The organism is Pseudomonas sp. GW101-3H06 (genome assembly GCF_059424605.1).
Window position 1 is genome coordinate 3,714,411 of sequence record NZ_JBWKZO010000001.1, and the last position, 17,384, is coordinate 3,731,794.

16 protein-coding genes are annotated in these 17,384 nt (G+C 61.2%); 13 read left to right on the plus strand and 3 right to left on the minus strand.

All coding sequences use genetic code 11. The annotated features are described in order from the left end of the window. Nucleotides 1–34 precede the first annotated feature (34 nt). The gene (locus AC07ZE_RS16880; RefSeq protein WP_207265805.1) at nt 35–469 is read right to left on the minus strand and encodes a GNAT family N-acetyltransferase; all 435 of its coding nucleotides are present in this window, start codon (nt 467–469) and stop codon (nt 35–37) included. A 254-nt stretch (nt 470–723) separates the two neighbouring features. Between AC07ZE_RS16880 and AC07ZE_RS16885 the strand changes: the two genes are divergently transcribed. The 7 genes from AC07ZE_RS16885 (at nt 724) to AC07ZE_RS16915 (ending at nt 8,924) form a co-directional block, all read left to right on the plus strand. Further along, a complete protein-coding gene (locus tag AC07ZE_RS16885) occupies nt 724–1,143 on the plus strand; it encodes an organic hydroperoxide resistance protein (RefSeq protein ID WP_207265806.1) in 420 nt (139 codons plus the stop codon). Nucleotides 1,144–1,791: 648 nt separating this feature from the next. Further along, a complete protein-coding gene (locus tag AC07ZE_RS16890) occupies nt 1,792–2,922 on the plus strand; it encodes a PAS domain-containing protein (RefSeq protein ID WP_207265807.1) in 1,131 nt (376 codons plus the stop codon). After that, on the plus strand, nt 2,919–4,346 hold the full coding sequence (locus AC07ZE_RS16895) for a sigma-54 interaction domain-containing protein (RefSeq protein ID WP_207265809.1): 1,428 nt from the start codon (nt 2,919–2,921) through the stop codon (nt 4,344–4,346). The genes AC07ZE_RS16890 and AC07ZE_RS16895 overlap by 4 nt, the downstream gene beginning before the upstream one ends. A 318-nt stretch (nt 4,347–4,664) precedes the next feature. Beyond that, complete coding sequence (locus tag AC07ZE_RS16900; RefSeq protein ID WP_207265810.1) at nt 4,665–5,270, plus strand: dimethylamine monooxygenase subunit DmmA family protein; 606 nt, start codon at nt 4,665–4,667, stop codon at nt 5,268–5,270. After that, entirely contained in the window at nt 5,267–6,235 is a 969-nt protein-coding gene (locus AC07ZE_RS16905) for a PDR/VanB family oxidoreductase (protein WP_207265811.1), read from the plus strand. Before AC07ZE_RS16900 ends, AC07ZE_RS16905 begins: the two co-directional genes overlap by 4 nt. A gap of 19 nt (nt 6,236–6,254) precedes the next feature. Continuing rightward, the gene (locus AC07ZE_RS16910) at nt 6,255–7,295 is read left to right on the plus strand and encodes a heme-dependent oxidative N-demethylase family protein (RefSeq protein ID WP_207265812.1); all 1,041 of its coding nucleotides are present in this window, start codon (nt 6,255–6,257) and stop codon (nt 7,293–7,295) included. 90 nt (nt 7,296–7,385) lie between these two features. Beyond that, the gene (locus AC07ZE_RS16915; protein WP_207265813.1) at nt 7,386–8,924 is read left to right on the plus strand and encodes an APC family permease; all 1,539 of its coding nucleotides are present in this window, start codon (nt 7,386–7,388) and stop codon (nt 8,922–8,924) included. A gap of 73 nt (nt 8,925–8,997) precedes the next feature. Here AC07ZE_RS16915 and AC07ZE_RS16920 read toward each other — a convergent pair whose 3' ends face one another. Beyond that, entirely contained in the window at nt 8,998–9,234 is a 237-nt protein-coding gene (locus tag AC07ZE_RS16920; protein WP_095195250.1) for a hypothetical protein, read from the minus strand. Nucleotides 9,235–9,412: 178 nt separating this feature from the next. On the opposite strand from AC07ZE_RS16920, the gene AC07ZE_RS16925 reads away from it, so the two are divergent. From AC07ZE_RS16925 to yghX, 6 genes are all read left to right on the plus strand, one after another. Beyond that, nucleotides 9,413–11,176: an L-lactate permease gene (locus AC07ZE_RS16925; protein ID WP_207265814.1), complete on the plus strand. Its 1,764-nt coding sequence runs from the start codon at nt 9,413–9,415 to the stop codon at nt 11,174–11,176. 262 nt (nt 11,177–11,438) lie between these two features. Beyond that, nucleotides 11,439–12,938 (plus strand): glycolate oxidase subunit GlcD, encoded by a 1,500-nt coding sequence (gene glcD, locus AC07ZE_RS16930; RefSeq protein WP_207265815.1) that lies wholly within the window; start codon nt 11,439–11,441, stop codon nt 12,936–12,938. Continuing rightward, complete coding sequence (gene glcE, locus AC07ZE_RS16935; protein ID WP_207265816.1) at nt 12,938–14,002, plus strand: glycolate oxidase subunit GlcE; 1,065 nt, start codon at nt 12,938–12,940, stop codon at nt 14,000–14,002. Before glcD ends, glcE begins: the two co-directional genes overlap by 1 nt. Before the next feature lie 3 nt (nt 14,003–14,005). Further along, a complete protein-coding gene (glcF, locus tag AC07ZE_RS16940; RefSeq protein ID WP_207265817.1) occupies nt 14,006–15,223 on the plus strand; it encodes a glycolate oxidase subunit GlcF in 1,218 nt (405 codons plus the stop codon). Between the two features lie 19 nt (nt 15,224–15,242). Then, complete coding sequence (locus AC07ZE_RS16945) at nt 15,243–15,644, plus strand: heme-binding protein (protein WP_207265818.1); 402 nt, start codon at nt 15,243–15,245, stop codon at nt 15,642–15,644. Between the two features lie 55 nt (nt 15,645–15,699). Continuing rightward, nucleotides 15,700–16,587 (plus strand): YghX family hydrolase, encoded by an 888-nt coding sequence (gene yghX / locus AC07ZE_RS16950; protein WP_207265819.1) that lies wholly within the window; start codon nt 15,700–15,702, stop codon nt 16,585–16,587. 124 nt (nt 16,588–16,711) lie between these two features. Here yghX and AC07ZE_RS16955 read toward each other — a convergent pair whose 3' ends face one another. Then, a complete protein-coding gene (locus AC07ZE_RS16955) occupies nt 16,712–17,365 on the minus strand; it encodes a peroxiredoxin (RefSeq protein WP_207265820.1) in 654 nt (217 codons plus the stop codon). Nucleotides 17,366–17,384: the final 19 nt, after the last annotated feature.

Below are 17,384 nucleotides of genomic sequence, written 5' to 3' on the forward strand. Positions count from 1 at the left end.
CTAATGGAGACTTTCCATCGCGGCTGAACCTGCGTCATGCATTTGCGTTCCCCGAACGGATCAACGAATACCGGTCAATATCCTCCCGCAACTGCCACCCCTGACGTTGCCAATAGCGGGCGGCGGCTTCGTTGGTCTTGAATACATCCAGGTGACATTTGACGATGCCCTGTTGTTCGAGACTCCACAGGCATCGCTCGACCAGGGCGCGGGCGATGCCTTGCCGGCGATGCTCCGGCAGAACCAGCACATGCTGCAGGTAACCTCGGCGACCGTCATGCCCGCACATCACGCAGCCACTCAACAAGCCGCCGATTTCAGCCACGAAACTCATGCCGGGATTGCGTTGCAGATAACGCGCAGTCGACTCGCGGGAGTCGGCATCGCGCAGGGAGATGCCCGGCGTTTTGCGCATGAGTTCGAGGACGGCATCGTAATCGTCCAGGGTCATGACACGGAGATTGAACATAGGGTAGCGCCTGTTGAATAACGGAGGACGCAGGCTAGCAAAAGCCGCACGCTTATTGTGTGACGTTACGCAATCAGATGGTTTGTATCGCTGTGTATGTCGGACCGGCAAAGCTACACAGCGATACACAACCGCCGGTTCAAGACACACACGGCGTACATCAGGGTGAAAGAGTGCGCGGGTCGCTCTTCAGGTGTTCTTCGATCAATCGAGCGACATCAAGGCCTAAACACCGAAATCCTTCAGGAGCCCCCATGATCAATCAAATCGAAACCGTGCTGTACACCGGCAAGACCGTCACCACCGGCGGCCGCCAAGGTGAGTCCCGCAGCGACGATGGCCGTCTGAACGTCAAGCTTTCCCCGATAGGCTCTTCCGACAGCGGCACCAACCCGGAACAACTGCTCGGCGCTGGCTGGTCGGCCTGTTTCATCGGCGCCATGGGCAAGGCCGCGGCGGCGTTGAAGGTGAGCTTGCCGGCGGACGCCAGCGTCGCCACCGAAATCGATCTGGGCAAGACCGACACCGCGTTTTTTCTCCAGGCGCGCCTGAATGTCAGCCTGCCGGGCGTGGACCCTGTGCTGGCCCGCACCCTGGTGGACACCGCGCACCAGACCTGCCCGTACTCCAAGGCGACCCGTGGCAACATCGATGTGACGATCAACCTGATCTGACCACCAAACCTTTAGGAGCGAGCGCTGCTCGCTCCCACAAAAAGCCGCATCCAATGTCCGACAGGCATTAAAAAGCCCGCACAAGGCGGGCTCTGGGAGGTTTTAGTAGGTGGCCAGTGCTGGTCTCTGGCTTACGAGGTTTATCAGGACTCTCACAGGTACAGCAATGCGCTGTCCTGCTTCACACGGCATAAGGGCTGGATCTCAGCGCGGAGATCTTTCTAACCGTGTACCCTTCGGAGCGCGCCCCACGCGTCCTCGCTATCCGCTTGCGCATCAGTCTGCGTTTTCACCTACAAGTTCAAGAGTAGCAAAGCCCTCGTCGTGAGCAACGGCATTTTTAGACCGTTTTGATTTTGTGGCAAATGCCTCAGGAAGGAAAAATGCTATCGCCACATCCGGCCAGTCAAGGCGGGGATTACCGTGGCGATCCTCGCCACAGACCGCGTCACTCATCGGATTGCTGCCCGGCGGTGACGCAAGCGCACTAATCTCGGCTCAAGCGCTGTAAAAATGCACATTTCGCTGCAGGATCGCAGCACGGAACGTTTGTCATTCCTGCATTGGCTGGCTGTTCGCGGGCTTTTGAGTTGGCATGCGAAATGCCGTGTCCAGATTACCCATTAGTTGAATCGAGCCGCCCCTTCGATGGATATCCTGAATCTGCTGGCCACCAAAGCCCAGCCCCTTGCCAGTACCCTGAGTGCCGACGGGCAACTGCTCAGCCTGTCTGCCAGCCTGAGCGATCAATTGGGTTACGCACCCGAAGAACTGCTGAACCAGCCGATCGAGCGCGTCTTCAGCGTCGACTCAGTACGTATCCTGCGATCGCTGTTCGCCAATCCACCTGCCGACGAACAGGTCCACAGCCTGGAATTGACCCTGATACGCCACAATGGCGGTCTGTTGCAGGTGGTCGCCAGCGGATTGCTGGAATGGCGCGCGGTGCAACCGGCGCGTCTGCACCTGCTGAAAATCCCTCTGGGTGCGCTGGGCCATCGGCTGCGGGAAATGCACAACGCCAACGAAGTGATGAGCCAGATGTTACAGAGCGCCAAGGTCGCCTACTGGTGCATAGAGTTTGCCGAGGCGGTGGACATCAACAACTCCCCGGATGAAATCGTCCGCCAGGTGTTCGAGAACGACTCCCATTGGCGCCTGTGCAACCGCGCCATGGCCGAGGTCTACGAGATGCCGTCGGATGTCGACTTCAATCAGCAACCGGTGCGCCTGTACTGGCCACGCAGCCCGGCCAACGAAGCGTTCGTGCGACGGTTGATCGAGGCCGGTTTCAGCGTCGACTGCGCCCTCTCGGTGGATCGCCGCCATGACGGCTCGCCGGCCTACGTGGAAAACGATGTGCGGGCTACCATCGTCAACGGCCAGTTGCTGCGGATGTGGGGCAGTATTCGCGATGTCAGCCAGGAGTTGCGCATGCAGCACGACGCCGAGCAGCGCATCGATGCCCTGCGCCGCGTGTTCGACGCAGTACCCGACGCGGTGCTGGTGATCGATGAACAGCTGCAACCGCAATGGCGCAACGCCGCGTTCGAAGAAACCTTCGGCATCACCCGCGGTGCCGGCATCGCCCGCCTGCTGCTGGACAATGCCCTGCCCGAACGCACCTGGCAGAGCCTGCCGCTGCCCGACCTGGGTGGACGCGAGCGCCACTTCAATGTGCATTGCTCGCGGATCCTGATTCGTGAGGGCGTGGCCTGGCGGGTCGCGGTGTTCCGTCAAAGCCAGGGCGTACGCCGCGCCCAAGAGTTGCACCCATGAAAGACAGCACCCTGCCACCTGGGTTACAGATGGGCATGCGCTCTTCGGTGAACGTCAGTAGCGAAGTACTGGGCGCCCTGCTGGAAACTCCGGCGCTGCACGCCTTGCTCGACAGTTTCAGCGAAGCGTTGATCGTGACGGACGGCGAAGGCCGGATACGCTTTCTCAATCTGGCCGCCGAGCGCGTCAACCGCCTGTCCAAGCAACAGGCCGTAGGCTTGTCCGAAAGTGATTTTTTCCAGCGCTCGGCCTTGAACTATGACGACTTGCTGGCCGCATTGAACCGTGGCGGCAACAGCGCGCTGACCCGCTCGCGGGAAGGTCGGGTCCTGCTGAGCAGCACCCACGCCATCCCCACCGGCGCCTACGAAAAACCGTTCCGCATGTTGACCCAGAAGGACTTCGACGGCAGCCAGCCACAGCGTCGAGCCTCGCTCGGTAGCCGGCCGGCGGAACCGCAAGGCCTGCGCGATCCCCAGGACAATGCGCTGCACCTGTCACCGCAGCTGTCGAGCATCGCCGATACCGGCGTGCGTGCCTTTCGTCGGCGCGCACGGTTGTTGCTGTTGGGCGAGCCCGGCGTCGGCAAGACTGCCATCGCGCGGCATATTCACCGGGCGGCCGGCTGGGGTGATCGGCCGTTCATTCACGTCAATTGCGGGAGCATCCCGGAGAGCCTGTTCGAATCGGAGATGTTCGGCTACGAGCGCGGGGCGTTCACCGGTGCCTTGCAGGGCGGCAAGCAAGGCTATATCGAGGCGGCCTCCGGCGGGACGTTGTTCCTCGACGAAATCGGCGAGATCCCTCTGCATGTCCAGGCCAAACTTTTGAAGTTTCTCGAAGACAGCACCATCCAGTCGGTCGGCTCGCCCTTGAGCAAAACCGTGCAGGTGCAGGTGATCGCCGCCACCAATAAAGACCTGCGTCACCTTGTGAGTACCGGCGGCTTTCGTGCCGACCTTTACTACCGTCTTGCCGTGTTGCCGGTGGAAATCCCGCCGCTGCGCCAGCACCGGGACGACTTGCCGTTTCTCATCGACATTCTGCTGAGCCGCATCAACGGTGACCGCGAGCCGTCACTGAGCCTGTCGGCCGGCTGCCGCAAACGCCTGATGAGCTACGACTTTCCGGGGAACGTTCGCGAGTTGGTGAATATCTTCGAACGCCTGGCGGTCCTCGCCGATGATGAAGCCCAGGAACACCATCTGCCGGCCGAACTGCTGAAGCCGATGCGCTCTGAAGAGCCCTTTTATGCGGCGGTTGCGGAGAATGACGATCCGCAACAGAACCTCAAGCTCCAGGTTCAACAGTTCGAACGCCAAGTCATTCTCCAGGCCGTGGAGCTGTGTGGCAGCAAGCGCAAGGCGGCGCAGCATCTGGGTATTGATATCGGGACGTTGATTCGCAAACTGCAACGGGACTGAAGCCCTCCCCCCTCTTCAACCAGGCATGTTTCTGTGGGAGCAAGCCTGCCCGCGAAGAGTCCATCACATCCATCATCCATACTCACTGACCCACCGCTTTCGTCGCAACGCCGCCCGGAGCCGGCTCCCGCCCACAGGGTAACTGTGGCTCCAACCGCTGCGAAAACGCATACACATCTAGTTACTTTTGCCTGCAATGCACTTCATCAATAACAATAAATCCTTATAAATCAATATTTTATAAACTTGGCACGCCCTATGCTCCTGCTATCGGCAACCCACCATCGTGGGACTCGCTAGCCAGGAGAAATAATAAAAATGTTGATCACCGGGATCAAAAGCCGGCCGGTCTATGACCGGTTGCAACCGCTACCGGGCGGCAGACAACACATCGTTGCCGGGCAAGGCAGTGGCGGTCGTGCAATGTTGCGCCTATTGAGTGAACTGGCAGGACTGGATCGGCCCATCACCTTGCTGTACTCCCAAGAGTCCTTTTCCGGCCAGGATTTCCACGCGCAATTGCAACAGGAACACCCTGGCCTGCCGTTGCAGGTATTGCCGACCAATCAGGCGTTGATTGACGCGCTCAAGAGGCGGCTGGCCGATGCCCGCATGGGCACCCGCCTCTACCTCGCCGGTTCCGAAAGCTTCCTCGGCACCGCCATGCAAGTGGCCACGCACTTCGACCTCAACCGCGACGAAGTCCTGCGTGAACACTCCGGCACCCTGGTGCGCCGGGTGTGGTGCGTGCACTGCGATACCTACACCGAAAACGTCACCCAACGCGTCTACGACTGCCCCGGCTGCGGCCTGACGCTGGTGGTACGCGACCACTATTCCCGGCGCCTGGCGGCGTTTCAGGCGGTCAAGGCTGACGCCGAAGTACCGGGCGAATTGCCCCCAGCCGAGGAGCTCGACACATGAGTCAGAACAATGGGACGTTGAATCTGCGGGTGGCCCGCATCGAAGCGGTGACCCCGCAAATCAAGCGCTTCACCCTGGTCTCGCCGACCGGTGCACACCTGCCTGCCTTCTCCGGTGGCAGTCACGTGGTGGTGCTGATCGCCAACGCCAGCAACACATTGCGCAACCCTTACTCCCTGCTGAGCTCGCCCTACGACACCAGCAGTTACCAGATTGCCGTACGCCGGGTGGACAGCGGTCGCGGCGGCTCGATGGCGCTGCATGACACCGTCAACGAGGGCGACCTGATTGAAGTCACGCCCCCCGTGAACCTGTTCCCGCTGATCAAACAGGCGCGCCTGCATCTGTTCATCGCCGGCGGCGTCGGCATCACCCCGGTGATTTCGCAACTGGAAGAGTTGCGCCTGAGCAAGGTGCCTTTCGAGCTGCATTACGCGGTGCGCGGCGAAGAACATGCGCAATTGGGTAAAGAGTTGCAGGCCACCTACGGCGAGCAGGTTCACCTGTATCGCAAGGGCATCGAAGCGCGGATGGACATCGCCCGAATCCTCGCGGATCGGCCGCTTGGCAGCCACGTCTATGCCTGCGGCCCGGACAGCATGATCGACGCCACCCTGGCCTGTGCCCGCGACCTGGGCTGGACCGACAGCCATGTCCACTTCGAGCGTTTCCTGGAACAAAGCAGCGGCGGTGAAGCGTTCAGTTTCACCCTCGGCCGCAGCGGCGCGACGATCGAGGTTTCACCCGACCAGACCATGCTCGAAGCCGTGGAAGCCGCTGGCTACAGCATGCCTTACCTGTGCCGCGGCGGCGCCTGTGGTCACTGCGAAACCGAGGTGCTGGAACTCGACGGTGAACTGCTGCACAGCGATGACTGGCTGTCCGACGAGGACAAAATCGCCCGCAAGAAAATCATGCCCTGCGTATCCCGCGCCAAGTGCAATCGCCTGGTCATCGACCTCTGATCGACGGAAAACAAAAACCATGAATATCAAATTCAATCCCGACGAAACCTACCGCGACGACTACACCTTCGCCAATAGCCCGCAAACCATCGCCCGCGCGCCCTTCCCGTTCCCTGATGACGACTACATGTACTCGATGAACCTCGAGCCCCATGTCTCGGTGGGTGATGGAGCGTTCCGCGCCGCGTTCGATATCGACGAGCACTACATCAGCGAATGTCGCGACCGCGCCATCACCCTGGAGAAAGATCCGGGCATGCACTACGTCTCGGCGCCGCACATGATGGAGGCGCAGTGGGACCTGCTGGAGCTGATCATGGAGTCCTACGCCCGGGACTATCCGCAGTATTTCAGCCTGGAGCGTGACGGGCGCCAATGGCACTGGACCAACCGCTTGCTGGACATCGACGATCACTTCACCTTCGGCGACCCGGCGACGCTGCCCTATGAGCCAATGGAGTACGTGACGCGCCAGGCCCAGGGCGACTGGGTCTTGCAGGAAGAACGCGACGGCACGCTGTACTGGGGCGCCGGCATTGCCACTCAGCGCGCCGACTATTCGCTGCGTTTCAACCTCGGCATGAGCTGGGAAGAGTTCCACGGCCCGGTGCCGCTGGTGAAGGAAATCGGCATGCTCGACCGCGCGCTGAAGTTCCTGCTGCGCCTGCGCACCGGCCATCCGGTACGTCGCCTGAACTGGTCACTGACGGTCAACCCGCGCCTCGAAGTCTCGGCCGAGAGCCTGCCGGAATGGGCACCGGACCGCACCATCGTCACCGCAGAGAACGCTGGCAAGCTGGTGTACCTGCGCATCGAATTGCAGCCACTGCACCGCCTGCCGCGCAGCAACGCCATTGTTTTCCCGATCCGCACCTACCTGCTCAGCCTCGAAGACATCGCCACCAACCCGGCCTGGGCGCGGCGCATGCACCGCGTGCTGCGGGACTTGAATCAGCAACTGGTGGATTACAAGGGGTTCAGCCGTTATCGCGATGCAGCGGTGGAGTGGCTGTCGCAGTACGACGACGGGCGCGATAGCGAAACCCAAAAACAGGCTTGATTCCCGATAGCTCTTCTGTGGCGAGCAAGCTTGCTCGCCACACCAACCCGTCAGTACCCAACCACTGCCATTTGATAAAGAGGAAATAACATGAGTGGCTCATCCAACACGCGTGCAAGCGCCAGTGCCGATCAGGATGCGGAACAACTCCGCGCCCTGGGCTACAGCTCGGATTTCAATCGCAGCATGAGCCTGTGGGAGAACTTTTCCCTGGGCTTTACTTACCTGTCGCCGGTCGTCGGCGTTTACACGTTGTTCGGCCTGTGCCTGGCCGCCGGCGGCCCGCCGATGTTCTGGTCTTACCTGCTGATCGGCGCCGGGCAGATGCTGGTGTGCCTGATTTTCGGTGAAGTGGTTTCGCAGTTCCCGATTTCCGGGGGTGTCTACCCTTGGGCCCGCCGACTGGTGGGCAAGCGTTGGGCGTGGATGGTCGGCTGGGTGTATGCCTGGGCCCTGTGCGCCACCATCGCCGGCGTCGCGGTGGGTGCCGGCCCGTACCTGGCGATCATGATGGGCTTCAACCCAGGCCCCGAAGCCAATATCTACATCGCCCTGGCGATCATCCTGCTGTCCACCGCCTTGAACCTGGTCGGCACCAAACTGCTGGCGCGGGTGGCGATGTTCGGCTTTCTGTGCGAGCTGGTCGGAGCGATTCTGGTCGGCGGCTACCTGCTGGTCTTTGAACGCCATCAGCCGATCAGCGTGCTGTTCGATACCTTCAACCTCGAGGTAAACGGCTCCTATCTGCCGGCATTCCTTGCTGCGTCGCTGGCCGGACTGTTCCAGTACTACGGTTTCGAAGCCTGCGGCGATGTCGCCGAAGAAACTCCGAACCCGGGCAAGCGCATTCCCAAAGCCATGCGCATGACCATTTACATCGGTGGTGCGGCGGCGATGTTCGCTTGCCTGGCATTGATCCTTTCGGTGCCGGACATGGCCAAGGTGTTGGCCGGCGAAGACACCGACCCGGTGGCCACTATTCTCGCCAACGCGTTCGGTCCGGTGGGTTCGCGCCTGGTAATGGCGGTGGTGATGGTCTCCTTCATTTCCTGCGTGCTGAGCCTGCAAGCGGCTGCCAGCCGATTGCTGTTCGCTTACGCCCGTGACGAAATGATCGTCGGCAGCTCGCTGTTCAAGCGCCTGTCGGCCAACCATGTGCCGTCGTTCGCACTGTTGGTGAGCGGTCTGGTACCGGCGGCGATTGTTTGCCTGGGCATGTTCATGGCCGATGCCGTGGCGACCATCGTCGGCTTCGCCGCGATTGGTATCTACGTGGCCTTCCAGTTGATTGTGGTCGCTGCGCTGATCGCCCGCGCCAAGGGCTGGCGCCCGAACGGCCAGTTTACCCTCGGTGCCTGGGGCCTGTGGGTCAACCTGGCTGCGCTGATCTATGGCGTATGCGCCATCGTCAACATGGTCTGGCCGCGTTCGCCGGATGCTCCCTGGTACATCAACTACTCGATGATCCTGACCACCCTGGTGGTGATGGGCGCGGGTCTGGTCTACATGTTACTGGGCAAGCCGTACGACAAGGGCACGGCACCGGCGGGGGATGCATGGAAGTTTTCCAAGCCTGTGGCCAAGCCTGCCAAGCGTTCCGGGACTTCGGTAAACAGACCCGCTATCTGACCACTCAGGTTCACTGTCGGAACGATATCTAATGTGGGAGCAACTGCTCGCTCCCACATTCAACCGTGCCGGTTCACAAAGTCCGCTGGCTATTGCCAATCCCCTTGGCAATATCAATCCCCCAATCCATCGCCGCTTCCATGTCCAGCATATGGGGCTTGGGATCATGGTTCTCATCGATGACCGAGCCGTCGGGCCAGTAGACCCCGATGAACATGCCCAACGAACCGTCTTTCAATATTTCGGCTTTGACCCTGATGCTGCATCCGTTCGACAGCGTCTCCTTGTGTTCCAGATGTCGCTCAGTCATTGCGGTTTTCCTCCCCTTGCTGGATTCAGACCCTATTGGCAATGCTAGCTCAGCCACTGAAATGCGCTGATTGCCGGTACTGGAGCCTCCACCTGACAGCGGCGTAATGCCACCTATACTACAAGCCACCTCCCCCCAAGGGGTCTGCATTTCCAACAATAAGAAGCAGAGGTGGAACATGGTCTGGCAGCAAATCTACGATCCGTTCAACAACCCGCTCATCTCAACCTTGATGGCCGCCATCCCCGTGGTGGTAATGCTCGCTGCCCTGGCGTTCTTCCATGTCAAGGCGCATCTGGCGGCATTGCTCGCCCTGGCCTCGGCGCTGGTGATCGCCATCTTCGCCTTCGGCATGCCCGCCAACATGGCCGGCTCCGCGGCGCTGTACGGCGCGGCCAACGGTCTTTTGCCGATCGGCTGGATTGTGCTGAACATCATCTTTTTGCACCGACTGACCACCGAGAACGGCTCGTTCAAAGTGCTGCAGGACTCCCTGGCACGCATCACCGACGATCGTCGCCTGCAACTGCTGTTGATCGCCTTCTGCTTCGGCGCCTTTTTCGAGGGCGCCGCCGGCTTTGGCACACCGGTGGCGGTGACCGGGGCGATCCTGATCGGGCTGGGCTTTTCACCACTGGCCGCCTCGGGCCTGGCATTGATCGCCAACACCGCGCCGGTGGCATTCGGCGCATTGGGTACGCCGATCATCACCCTGGCCAAGGTCACCGGACTGGATGAGATGGAACTGTCGATGATGGTTGGCCGGCAACTGCCGTTCTTCTCGGTAATCGTCCCGTTCTGGTTGATCTGGGCGTTCGCCGGTTGGCGCAAGATGGTGGAAATCTGGCCGGCGATCATCGTCACCGGGGTCAGTTTCGCCATCCCGCAGTTCATCGTTTCCAACTATCACGGGCCGATGCTGGTGGACGTGATCGCGGCGCTGATTTCCATGGCTTGCCTGACCGGTTTCCTCAAGGTCTGGAAACCGGCCACCGTACACACCTCCGCAGCGCTGTCCGGGCGGGTCGACGACTCGAAAATAGCCGAAGAACATGATGAACAACCCGTTGCCAGCGCAGCCTTTGCCAACGAGGCCAAACCTGCGGTCATGCGCGCCTGGATGCCCTGGATCATCCTCACCGTCTTCGTGTTTGCCTGGGGCACCCAGAGCTTCAAGAACATGTTCGACACCCGCCCGGCGATCGATCCGGTCACCCATTCGGCCAAGCTTGACCCCCAGGGTAAACCGCTGCGCGAAGCCAACCCGATCTTCGCCCCGACCGTGACCTTCAGCAGCATTCACCAACAGATCGAGAAGGTGCCGCCGGTAGTACCTACGGCAAAAACGGAGGAAGCGATCTACAAATTCACCTGGTTCACCAGCACCGGCACCGGCATCCTGCTATCGGCCATCCTCGGCGGTTTGCTGATGGGCTATTCCATTCCGCAATTGATCCACCAATACCTGCGAACCCTCTGGGTCGTGCGCTATTCGTTAATCACCATTGTCGCCATGCTCGCCCTCGGCTTCCTCACACGCTACTCGGGGCTGGACGCGACCATGGGCCTGGCGTTTGCCGCGACGGGGATTTTCTACCCGATGTTCGGCACCCTGCTCGGCTGGCTTGGCGTGGCCCTGACCGGCTCGGACACGGCCTCCAACGTGTTGTTCGGTGGGCTGCAGAAAGTCACCGCCGAGCAATTGGGACTCAGCCCGGTGTTGATGGCCGCCGCCAACAGCTCCGGCGGGGTCATGGGCAAGATGGTCGACGCCCAATCCATTGTGGTCGCCTCCACCGCCACCCGCTGGTACGGGCATGAAGGGGAAATCCTGCGTTATGTGTTCTTCCACTCGATCATTCTGGCGATCCTGGTCGGTGGCCTGGTGACGTTGCAGGCTTATGTGTCGCCGTTCAGCCTTATGGTGGTGGGTGGGCATTGAGCCGATAGGTACGCGACACTGTTCAACTGTGGGAGCGGGCTTACTCGCGAAAGCGTCGGCACATTCAGTATCCATGTGACTGATACACCGCTTTCGCGAGCAAGCCCGCTCCCACAGTGATTTCCATAGAACCTTGCGCATCCGCAGTTCCAAGCGAAACTTATTGAGTAGAAAGCCTTTTCGCGCACACAAACAAGGCATGGACAGCCACTGGTTTCCGGAAACAGACCTCACATCACGACAAAACGAGTGTCGATCGCCGATGAACATTCTTTACGATGAACGCGTTGACGGCGCCCTGCCTGACGTCGACAGAAACGCGCTATTGCAAGCCCTGCAAACGCGGATGCCCGAGCTGGAAATCCTGCATCAGCAGGAAGAACTCAAGCCGTACGAATGCGACGGTCTCTCGGCCTACCGCACCACACCGATGCTGGTGGTGCTGCCACGCGACATCGCGCAGGTTCAGGGCGTGCTCAGGCTCTGCCATGAAATGCAGGTGCCGGTGGTAGCCCGGGGGGCCGGCACCGGTTTGTCCGGCGGCGCCTTGCCCCTGGAAAAAGGCGTGCTGCTGGTGATGGCGCGCTTCAACCAGATTCTGCACATCGACCCCGCTGCCCGCACGGCGCGGGTCCAGCCGGGGGTGCGCAACCTGGCGATTTCCCAGGCCGCCGCGCAGTACGGCCTCTACTACGCGCCGGACCCCTCATCACAAATTGCCTGTTCAATAGGCGGCAACGTCGCTGAAAACGCAGGCGGGGTGCATTGCCTCAAGTACGGCCTGACCGTCCACAACGTGCTCAGGGTCGAGATCCTCACCGTCGACGGCGAATACCTGAGCCTGGGCTCGAACGCCCTCGATTCGCCGGGCCTGGACCTGCTCGCGCTGTTCACCGGTTCCGAAGGCATGCTCGGGGTGATCACCGAAGTGACGGTCAAACTGCTACCCAAACCACAGACCGCCAAGGTGCTGCTGGCGGCGTTCGATTCCGTGGAAAAGGCTGGCCGGGCCGTCGGCGACATCATTGCCGCCGGCATCATCCCCGGAGGCCTTGAGATGATGGACAACCTGGCCATCCGCGCCGCCGAGGATTTTATCCACGCCGGTTATCCGGTCGACGCCGAGGCCATTCTGCTCTGTGAGCTCGATGGCGTCGAAGCCGATGTTCACGATGACTGCGAACGTGTGCGTCAGGTGCTCGAGCAGGCCGGTGCCACCGAAGTGCGCCTGGCCAAGGACGAGGCCGAGCGCGTGCGTTTCTGGGCCGGGCGCAAGAATGCTTTTCCGGCAGTGGGCCGCTTGTCACCGGACTATTACTGCATGGATGGCACCATCCCCCGGCGCGAGTTGCCTGGTGTTCTGAAAGCCATCGCCCAACTGTCGGCCGAATATGACCTGCGGGTGGCCAACGTGTTCCACGCCGGTGACGGCAACATGCATCCGCTGATTCTGTTCGATGCCAATACGCCGGGGGAACTTGAGCGCGCCGAAAACCTGGGCGGCAAAATACTGGAGTTGTGTGTGAAGGTCGGCGGCAGCATCACCGGGGAACACGGCGTGGGCCGCGAGAAGATCAATCAGATGTGCGCGCAGTTCAACAGCGATGAGCTGACGCTGTTCCATGGGATCAAGGCGGCATTTGATCCGAGCGGCCTGCTCAACCCCGGCAAGAACATTCCGACCCTGCACCGCTGCGCCGAATTCGGCGCGATGCACATTCATGCCGGGCAACTGCCCTTCCCTGACCTGGAGCGTTTCTGATGTACGGTACAGGTGGTAACGATGACAGCAACGCACTGCTGGAGCAGATCAACCAGGCGCTGGATAACGTCACGCCATTACGCATACAAGGCTCCAACAGCAAGGCATTCCTGGGGCGCATCGGTGCTGGCGAGATACTCGACACCCGTTCCCACCGGGGCATCGTCAGCTATGACCCGACCGAGCTGGTGATTACCGCGCGCTGCGGCACGCCACTGGCGGAACTGAAGCAAGTGCTGGACGCCGCGCACCAGATGCTGCCCTGCGAACCGCCTTCTTTCGGTGACGGCGCCACCGTCGGCGGCATGATTGCCTGCGGGCTGTCGGGGCCACGACGCCCGTGGTCAGGTTCGGTCAGGGATTTCGTTCTGGGCACACGGGTGATCACAGGCCTCGGCAAGCATCTGCGTTTCGGCGGCGAGGTGATGAAGAACGTCGCCGGCTATGACCTGTCGCGGTTGATGGCCGGCAGTTACGGTACGTTGGGCCTGATCACGGAAGTCTCGCTCAAAGTCTTGCCCAAGCCCCGCCGAGCCTTGAGCATCAGCCTGGAAATGAACAGCGAGCGCGCCCTGTTGAATCTCGCGCAATGGGGTCAACAACCCTTGCCGATCAGCGCCGCGTGCCATGACGGTGAGCGCCTGCATCTGCGGCTCGAGGGTGGCGAAGGCTCGGTCGCGGCGGCCCATGACCGTTTGGGTGGCGAGTTGCTGGCGGATTCTTATTGGGCCGATCTCAACGAACAGCGCTTGAGCTTCTTCGACGAAGACCAGCCACTCTGGCGTCTGTCGTTGCCCAACAACACGCCAAAGCTGTCCCTCCCCGGCCGGCAACTGATCGACTGGGGCGGCGCCCAGCGCTGGCTGAAGTGCGACGCCCAAGCGTCTTTCATTCGCAAAGTCGTCGAAGAAGTCGGCGGACATGTGACGTGCTACAGCCATGGCCTGATCGGCAGCCCGTTCCAGCCGTTGCCCGCTGCCCTGATGCGCTACCACCAGAGCCTGAAGCAGCAACTCGATCCCCGGGGCATATTCAATCCCGGTCGCCTGTACGCGGAGCTTTGAATCATGCAGACCACCTTGAGCGAAAAAGCCCGCCGACTCCCCCGTGCCGAAGAAGCCGACAGCATCCTGCGCACTTGCGTGCACTGCGGTTTCTGCAACGCCACCTGCCCGACCTATCAATTGCTCGGCGATGAACTGGATGGCCCGCGCGGTCGCATCTACCTGATCAAGCAGGTGCTGGAAGGCAACGAGGTCACGCAAAAGACCCAGCAACACCTGGACCGCTGCCTGTCGTGCCGAAACTGCGAAACCACCTGCCCTTCGGGCGTCGACTACCACAACCTGCTGGACATCGGCCGCGCAGTGGTCGATGCGGCGGTGCCACGTCCGATCGGCCAGCGTTTGTTGCGTGAGGGTTTGCGCACCGTCGTGCCGCGTCCGGATCTGTTCAAAAGCCTGGTCAACAGCGGCCAGGTGTTCCGCGCATTGCTGCCCGACGCCCTGCAAAGCAAATTGCCGCGTAGCGCGGCACCGGCCAAACCACGCCCCACCCCGCGTCATGCGCGGCAGGTACTGATGCTCGAAGGTTGCGTACAGCCGGGCCTGTCGCCCAATACCAACGCCGCTGCAGCCAGGGTGCTGGATCGACTCGGCATCAGCGTCACCCCAAGCCGCGAGGCCGGTTGCTGCGGCGCCGTGGATTATCACCTGGACGCCCAGGCGGCCGGTCTTGACCGCGCCCGCCACAACATCGACGCGTGGTGGCCAAGCATTGAACAAGGCGCCGAGGCGATCGTGCAGACCGCCAGCGGTTGCGGCGCCTTTATCAAGGACTATGGCCATTTGCTCGAACGCGATCCGGCCTATGCCGATAAGGCCAGGAGGGTCAGCGCGCTGGCCAGGGATCTGGTGGAGGTGTTGCGTGACGAGCCGCTGGAAAAGCTCGGCATCCACAGCGCACAGCGCCTGGCCTTTCATTGCCCCTGCACCCTGCAGCACGCGCAAAAACTCGGTGGCGCCGTTGAAGCCGTGCTCGAACGCCTGGGCTTCAACCTCACGTTCGTGCCCGACGGCCACCTGTGCTGCGGCTCGGCGGGCACCTATTCGCTGACCCAGCCGGAACTGTCCCGACAACTGCGCGACAACAAGATGAATGCGTTGGAAAGCGGCTACCCTGAGGTCATTGTCACCGCCAATATCGGCTGTCAGTCCCACCTCGACGGCGCGGGCCGCACGCCGGTGAGGCACTGGATCGAAGTGGTCGAGGCCGCCTTGCCATAACCGAACCCTGGAGATGCTCATGAAAAGCAAAGCCGTGTTGAGCCAGACCGAAATCGGCCAGATCCTCGCTGCGGCGCGGACTGAAGCGCAAACCAACCAATGGCCGGTGACCATCGTGGTCGTCGATGACGGCGGCCATCCCCTGGCCCTCGAACGCCTTGACGGCGCCGCGCCCATCAGCGCCTACATCGCGACCGAAAAGGCACGGACTTCCGCCCTGGGCCGCCGCGAATCCAAGGGCTATGAAGACATGGTCAATGGGGGACGCACGGCCTTTTTGTCGGCGCCGTTGCTGACTTCGCTGGAAGGCGGCGTGCCGATCATCGTCGACGGGCAGGTGATCGGCGCGGTCGGGGTGTCCGGGGTCAAGGCCGAGCAGGATGCACAGGTGGCGAAAGCCGGGGCGCAGTCTGTGAAATAAACACCGCTCCCACAGGGGGCTGCATTCAACCAGTCGAAGAAGAGGAAGCGCACAGATGCCCCGTCTCACTGCGAAAGACTTTGCCCCCGAGTTGCTGGAACTCTACGACTACTACGCCCATGGCCTGATCAACCGGCGCGAGTTTCTCGACCGGGCGGCGCTGTTTACGTTTGGCGGTCTGACGGCCAGTGCGCTGCTGGCGTCCCTGAGCCCGAACTACGCCCTGGCCGAGCAAGTCGAGTTCACCGACCCGGACATTATCGCCGAGTACATCACCTACCCTTCCCCCAAGGGTCACGGACAGGTTCGTGGCTACCTCGTGCGCCCGGCCAAGGCCAGCGGCAAAGTCGCGTCGGTGGTGGTCGTGCATGAAAACCGCGGCCTGAATCCTTACATCGAGGATGTCGCCCGGCGACTGGGCAAGGCCGGTTTCATCGCCCTGGCCCCCGACGGGCTGAGCTCGGTCGGGGGTTATCCCGGCAACGATGAGAAGGGCAAGGAACTGCAGGCCAAAATCGATCCGGAAAAGCTCATGAACGACTTTTTCGCCGCCGTGGAATGGCTGATGAAAGACGACGCCGGCAGCGGCAAGGTCGGCATTACCGGTTTCTGCTACGGCGGTGGCGTCACCAATGCGGCGGCGGTGGCCTATCCGGAGTTGGGTGCCGCGGTGTCGTTTTATGGCCGCCAGCCGGAGGCCAAGGATGTCCCGCGGATCAAGGCACCGGTGATGCTGCATTACGGTGAACTGGATACGCGGATCAACGAAGGCTGGCCCGCTTATGAGCAGGCGTTGAAGGCCGGGGGCAAGACGTATGAAGCGCATATCTACCCGGGCGCCAACCATGGCTTTCACAATGACTCCACGCCGCGTTATGACGAGGCGGCGGCGAAACTGGCGTGGGAACGGACGTTGGGGTGGTTTAGAAAATATCTGGTGTAACTGGAGGACCTCTTCGCGAGCGGTCTCGCTCCCACAGCGGATCTTCAGTGGACGCTGAATGTGTGTCCGACAAAGAACCGCTGTGGGAGCGAGCCTGCTCGCGAAGGCGATTTGAAGTTGACGGTTATTTCGGCTGTGCGACCGTCCGCAAGTAAGGCTTGAGGGTCTTGAAGCCATCCGGGTATTTCTTCTTCGCATCCTCGTCGGACACCGACGTCGGGATGATCACATCTTCCCCCGGACGCCAGTTCACCGGGGTCGCCACGGTGTGCTTGGCATTGAGTTGCAGCGAATCGAGCAACCGCAGCACTTCATCGAAATTGCGCCCGGCGCTCATCGGGTAAATCAGCATCGCCTTGATCTTCTTGTCCGGGCCGACAATGAATACCGAACGCACCGTGGCGTTGTCCACGGCCGTGCGTGAACCGCCGCTGGCATTGGGGTGAATCATGTCGTAGAGCTTGGCTACCACCAGGTTTTCATCGCCGATCAGCGGATAGTTGACGGCATTGCCCTGGGTCTCCTCAATGTCACCGACCCACTTTTCGTGATCGCTGACCGGGTCGATGCTCAGCCCGAGGATCTTGGTATTGCGTTTGTCGAACTCAGGCTTGAGCTTGGCCAGGTAACCCAGCTCGGTGGTGCAGACAGGGGTAAAGTCCTTGGGATGGGAAAACAGGATGGCCCACTTGTCGCCGATCCACTCGTGAAAGTTGATCTTGCCTTCGGTGGTTTCAGCGGTGAAATCCGGTGCTTCGTCGCCAATACGGATTGCCATGATTGATCTCCTTGCAGTA

What these genes read in the sequence shown, in the direction of transcription:
- AC07ZE_RS16880 (WP_207265805.1), bottom strand. Translation starts at nt 469, where the DNA reads ATGTTCAATCTCCGTGTCATGACCCTGGACGATTACGATGCCGTCCTC.
- AC07ZE_RS16885 (WP_207265806.1), top strand. Translation starts at nt 724, where the DNA reads ATGATCAATCAAATCGAAACCGTGCTGTACACCGGCAAGACCGTCACC.
- AC07ZE_RS16890 (WP_207265807.1), top strand. Translation starts at nt 1,792, where the DNA reads ATGGATATCCTGAATCTGCTGGCCACCAAAGCCCAGCCCCTTGCCAGT.
- AC07ZE_RS16895 (WP_207265809.1), top strand. Translation starts at nt 2,919, where the DNA reads ATGAAAGACAGCACCCTGCCACCTGGGTTACAGATGGGCATGCGCTCT.
- AC07ZE_RS16900 (WP_207265810.1), top strand. Translation starts at nt 4,665, where the DNA reads ATGTTGATCACCGGGATCAAAAGCCGGCCGGTCTATGACCGGTTGCAA.
- AC07ZE_RS16905 (WP_207265811.1), top strand. Translation starts at nt 5,267, where the DNA reads ATGAGTCAGAACAATGGGACGTTGAATCTGCGGGTGGCCCGCATCGAA.
- AC07ZE_RS16910 (WP_207265812.1), top strand. Translation starts at nt 6,255, where the DNA reads ATGAATATCAAATTCAATCCCGACGAAACCTACCGCGACGACTACACC.
- AC07ZE_RS16915 (WP_207265813.1), top strand. Translation starts at nt 7,386, where the DNA reads ATGAGTGGCTCATCCAACACGCGTGCAAGCGCCAGTGCCGATCAGGAT.
- AC07ZE_RS16920 (WP_095195250.1), bottom strand. Translation starts at nt 9,234, where the DNA reads ATGACTGAGCGACATCTGGAACACAAGGAGACGCTGTCGAACGGATGC.
- AC07ZE_RS16925 (WP_207265814.1), top strand. Translation starts at nt 9,413, where the DNA reads ATGGTCTGGCAGCAAATCTACGATCCGTTCAACAACCCGCTCATCTCA.
- glcD (WP_207265815.1), top strand. Translation starts at nt 11,439, where the DNA reads ATGAACATTCTTTACGATGAACGCGTTGACGGCGCCCTGCCTGACGTC.
- glcE (WP_207265816.1), top strand. Translation starts at nt 12,938, where the DNA reads ATGTACGGTACAGGTGGTAACGATGACAGCAACGCACTGCTGGAGCAG.
- glcF (WP_207265817.1), top strand. Translation starts at nt 14,006, where the DNA reads ATGCAGACCACCTTGAGCGAAAAAGCCCGCCGACTCCCCCGTGCCGAA.
- AC07ZE_RS16945 (WP_207265818.1), top strand. Translation starts at nt 15,243, where the DNA reads ATGAAAAGCAAAGCCGTGTTGAGCCAGACCGAAATCGGCCAGATCCTC.
- yghX (WP_207265819.1), top strand. Translation starts at nt 15,700, where the DNA reads ATGCCCCGTCTCACTGCGAAAGACTTTGCCCCCGAGTTGCTGGAACTC.
- AC07ZE_RS16955 (WP_207265820.1), bottom strand. Translation starts at nt 17,365, where the DNA reads ATGGCAATCCGTATTGGCGACGAAGCACCGGATTTCACCGCTGAAACC.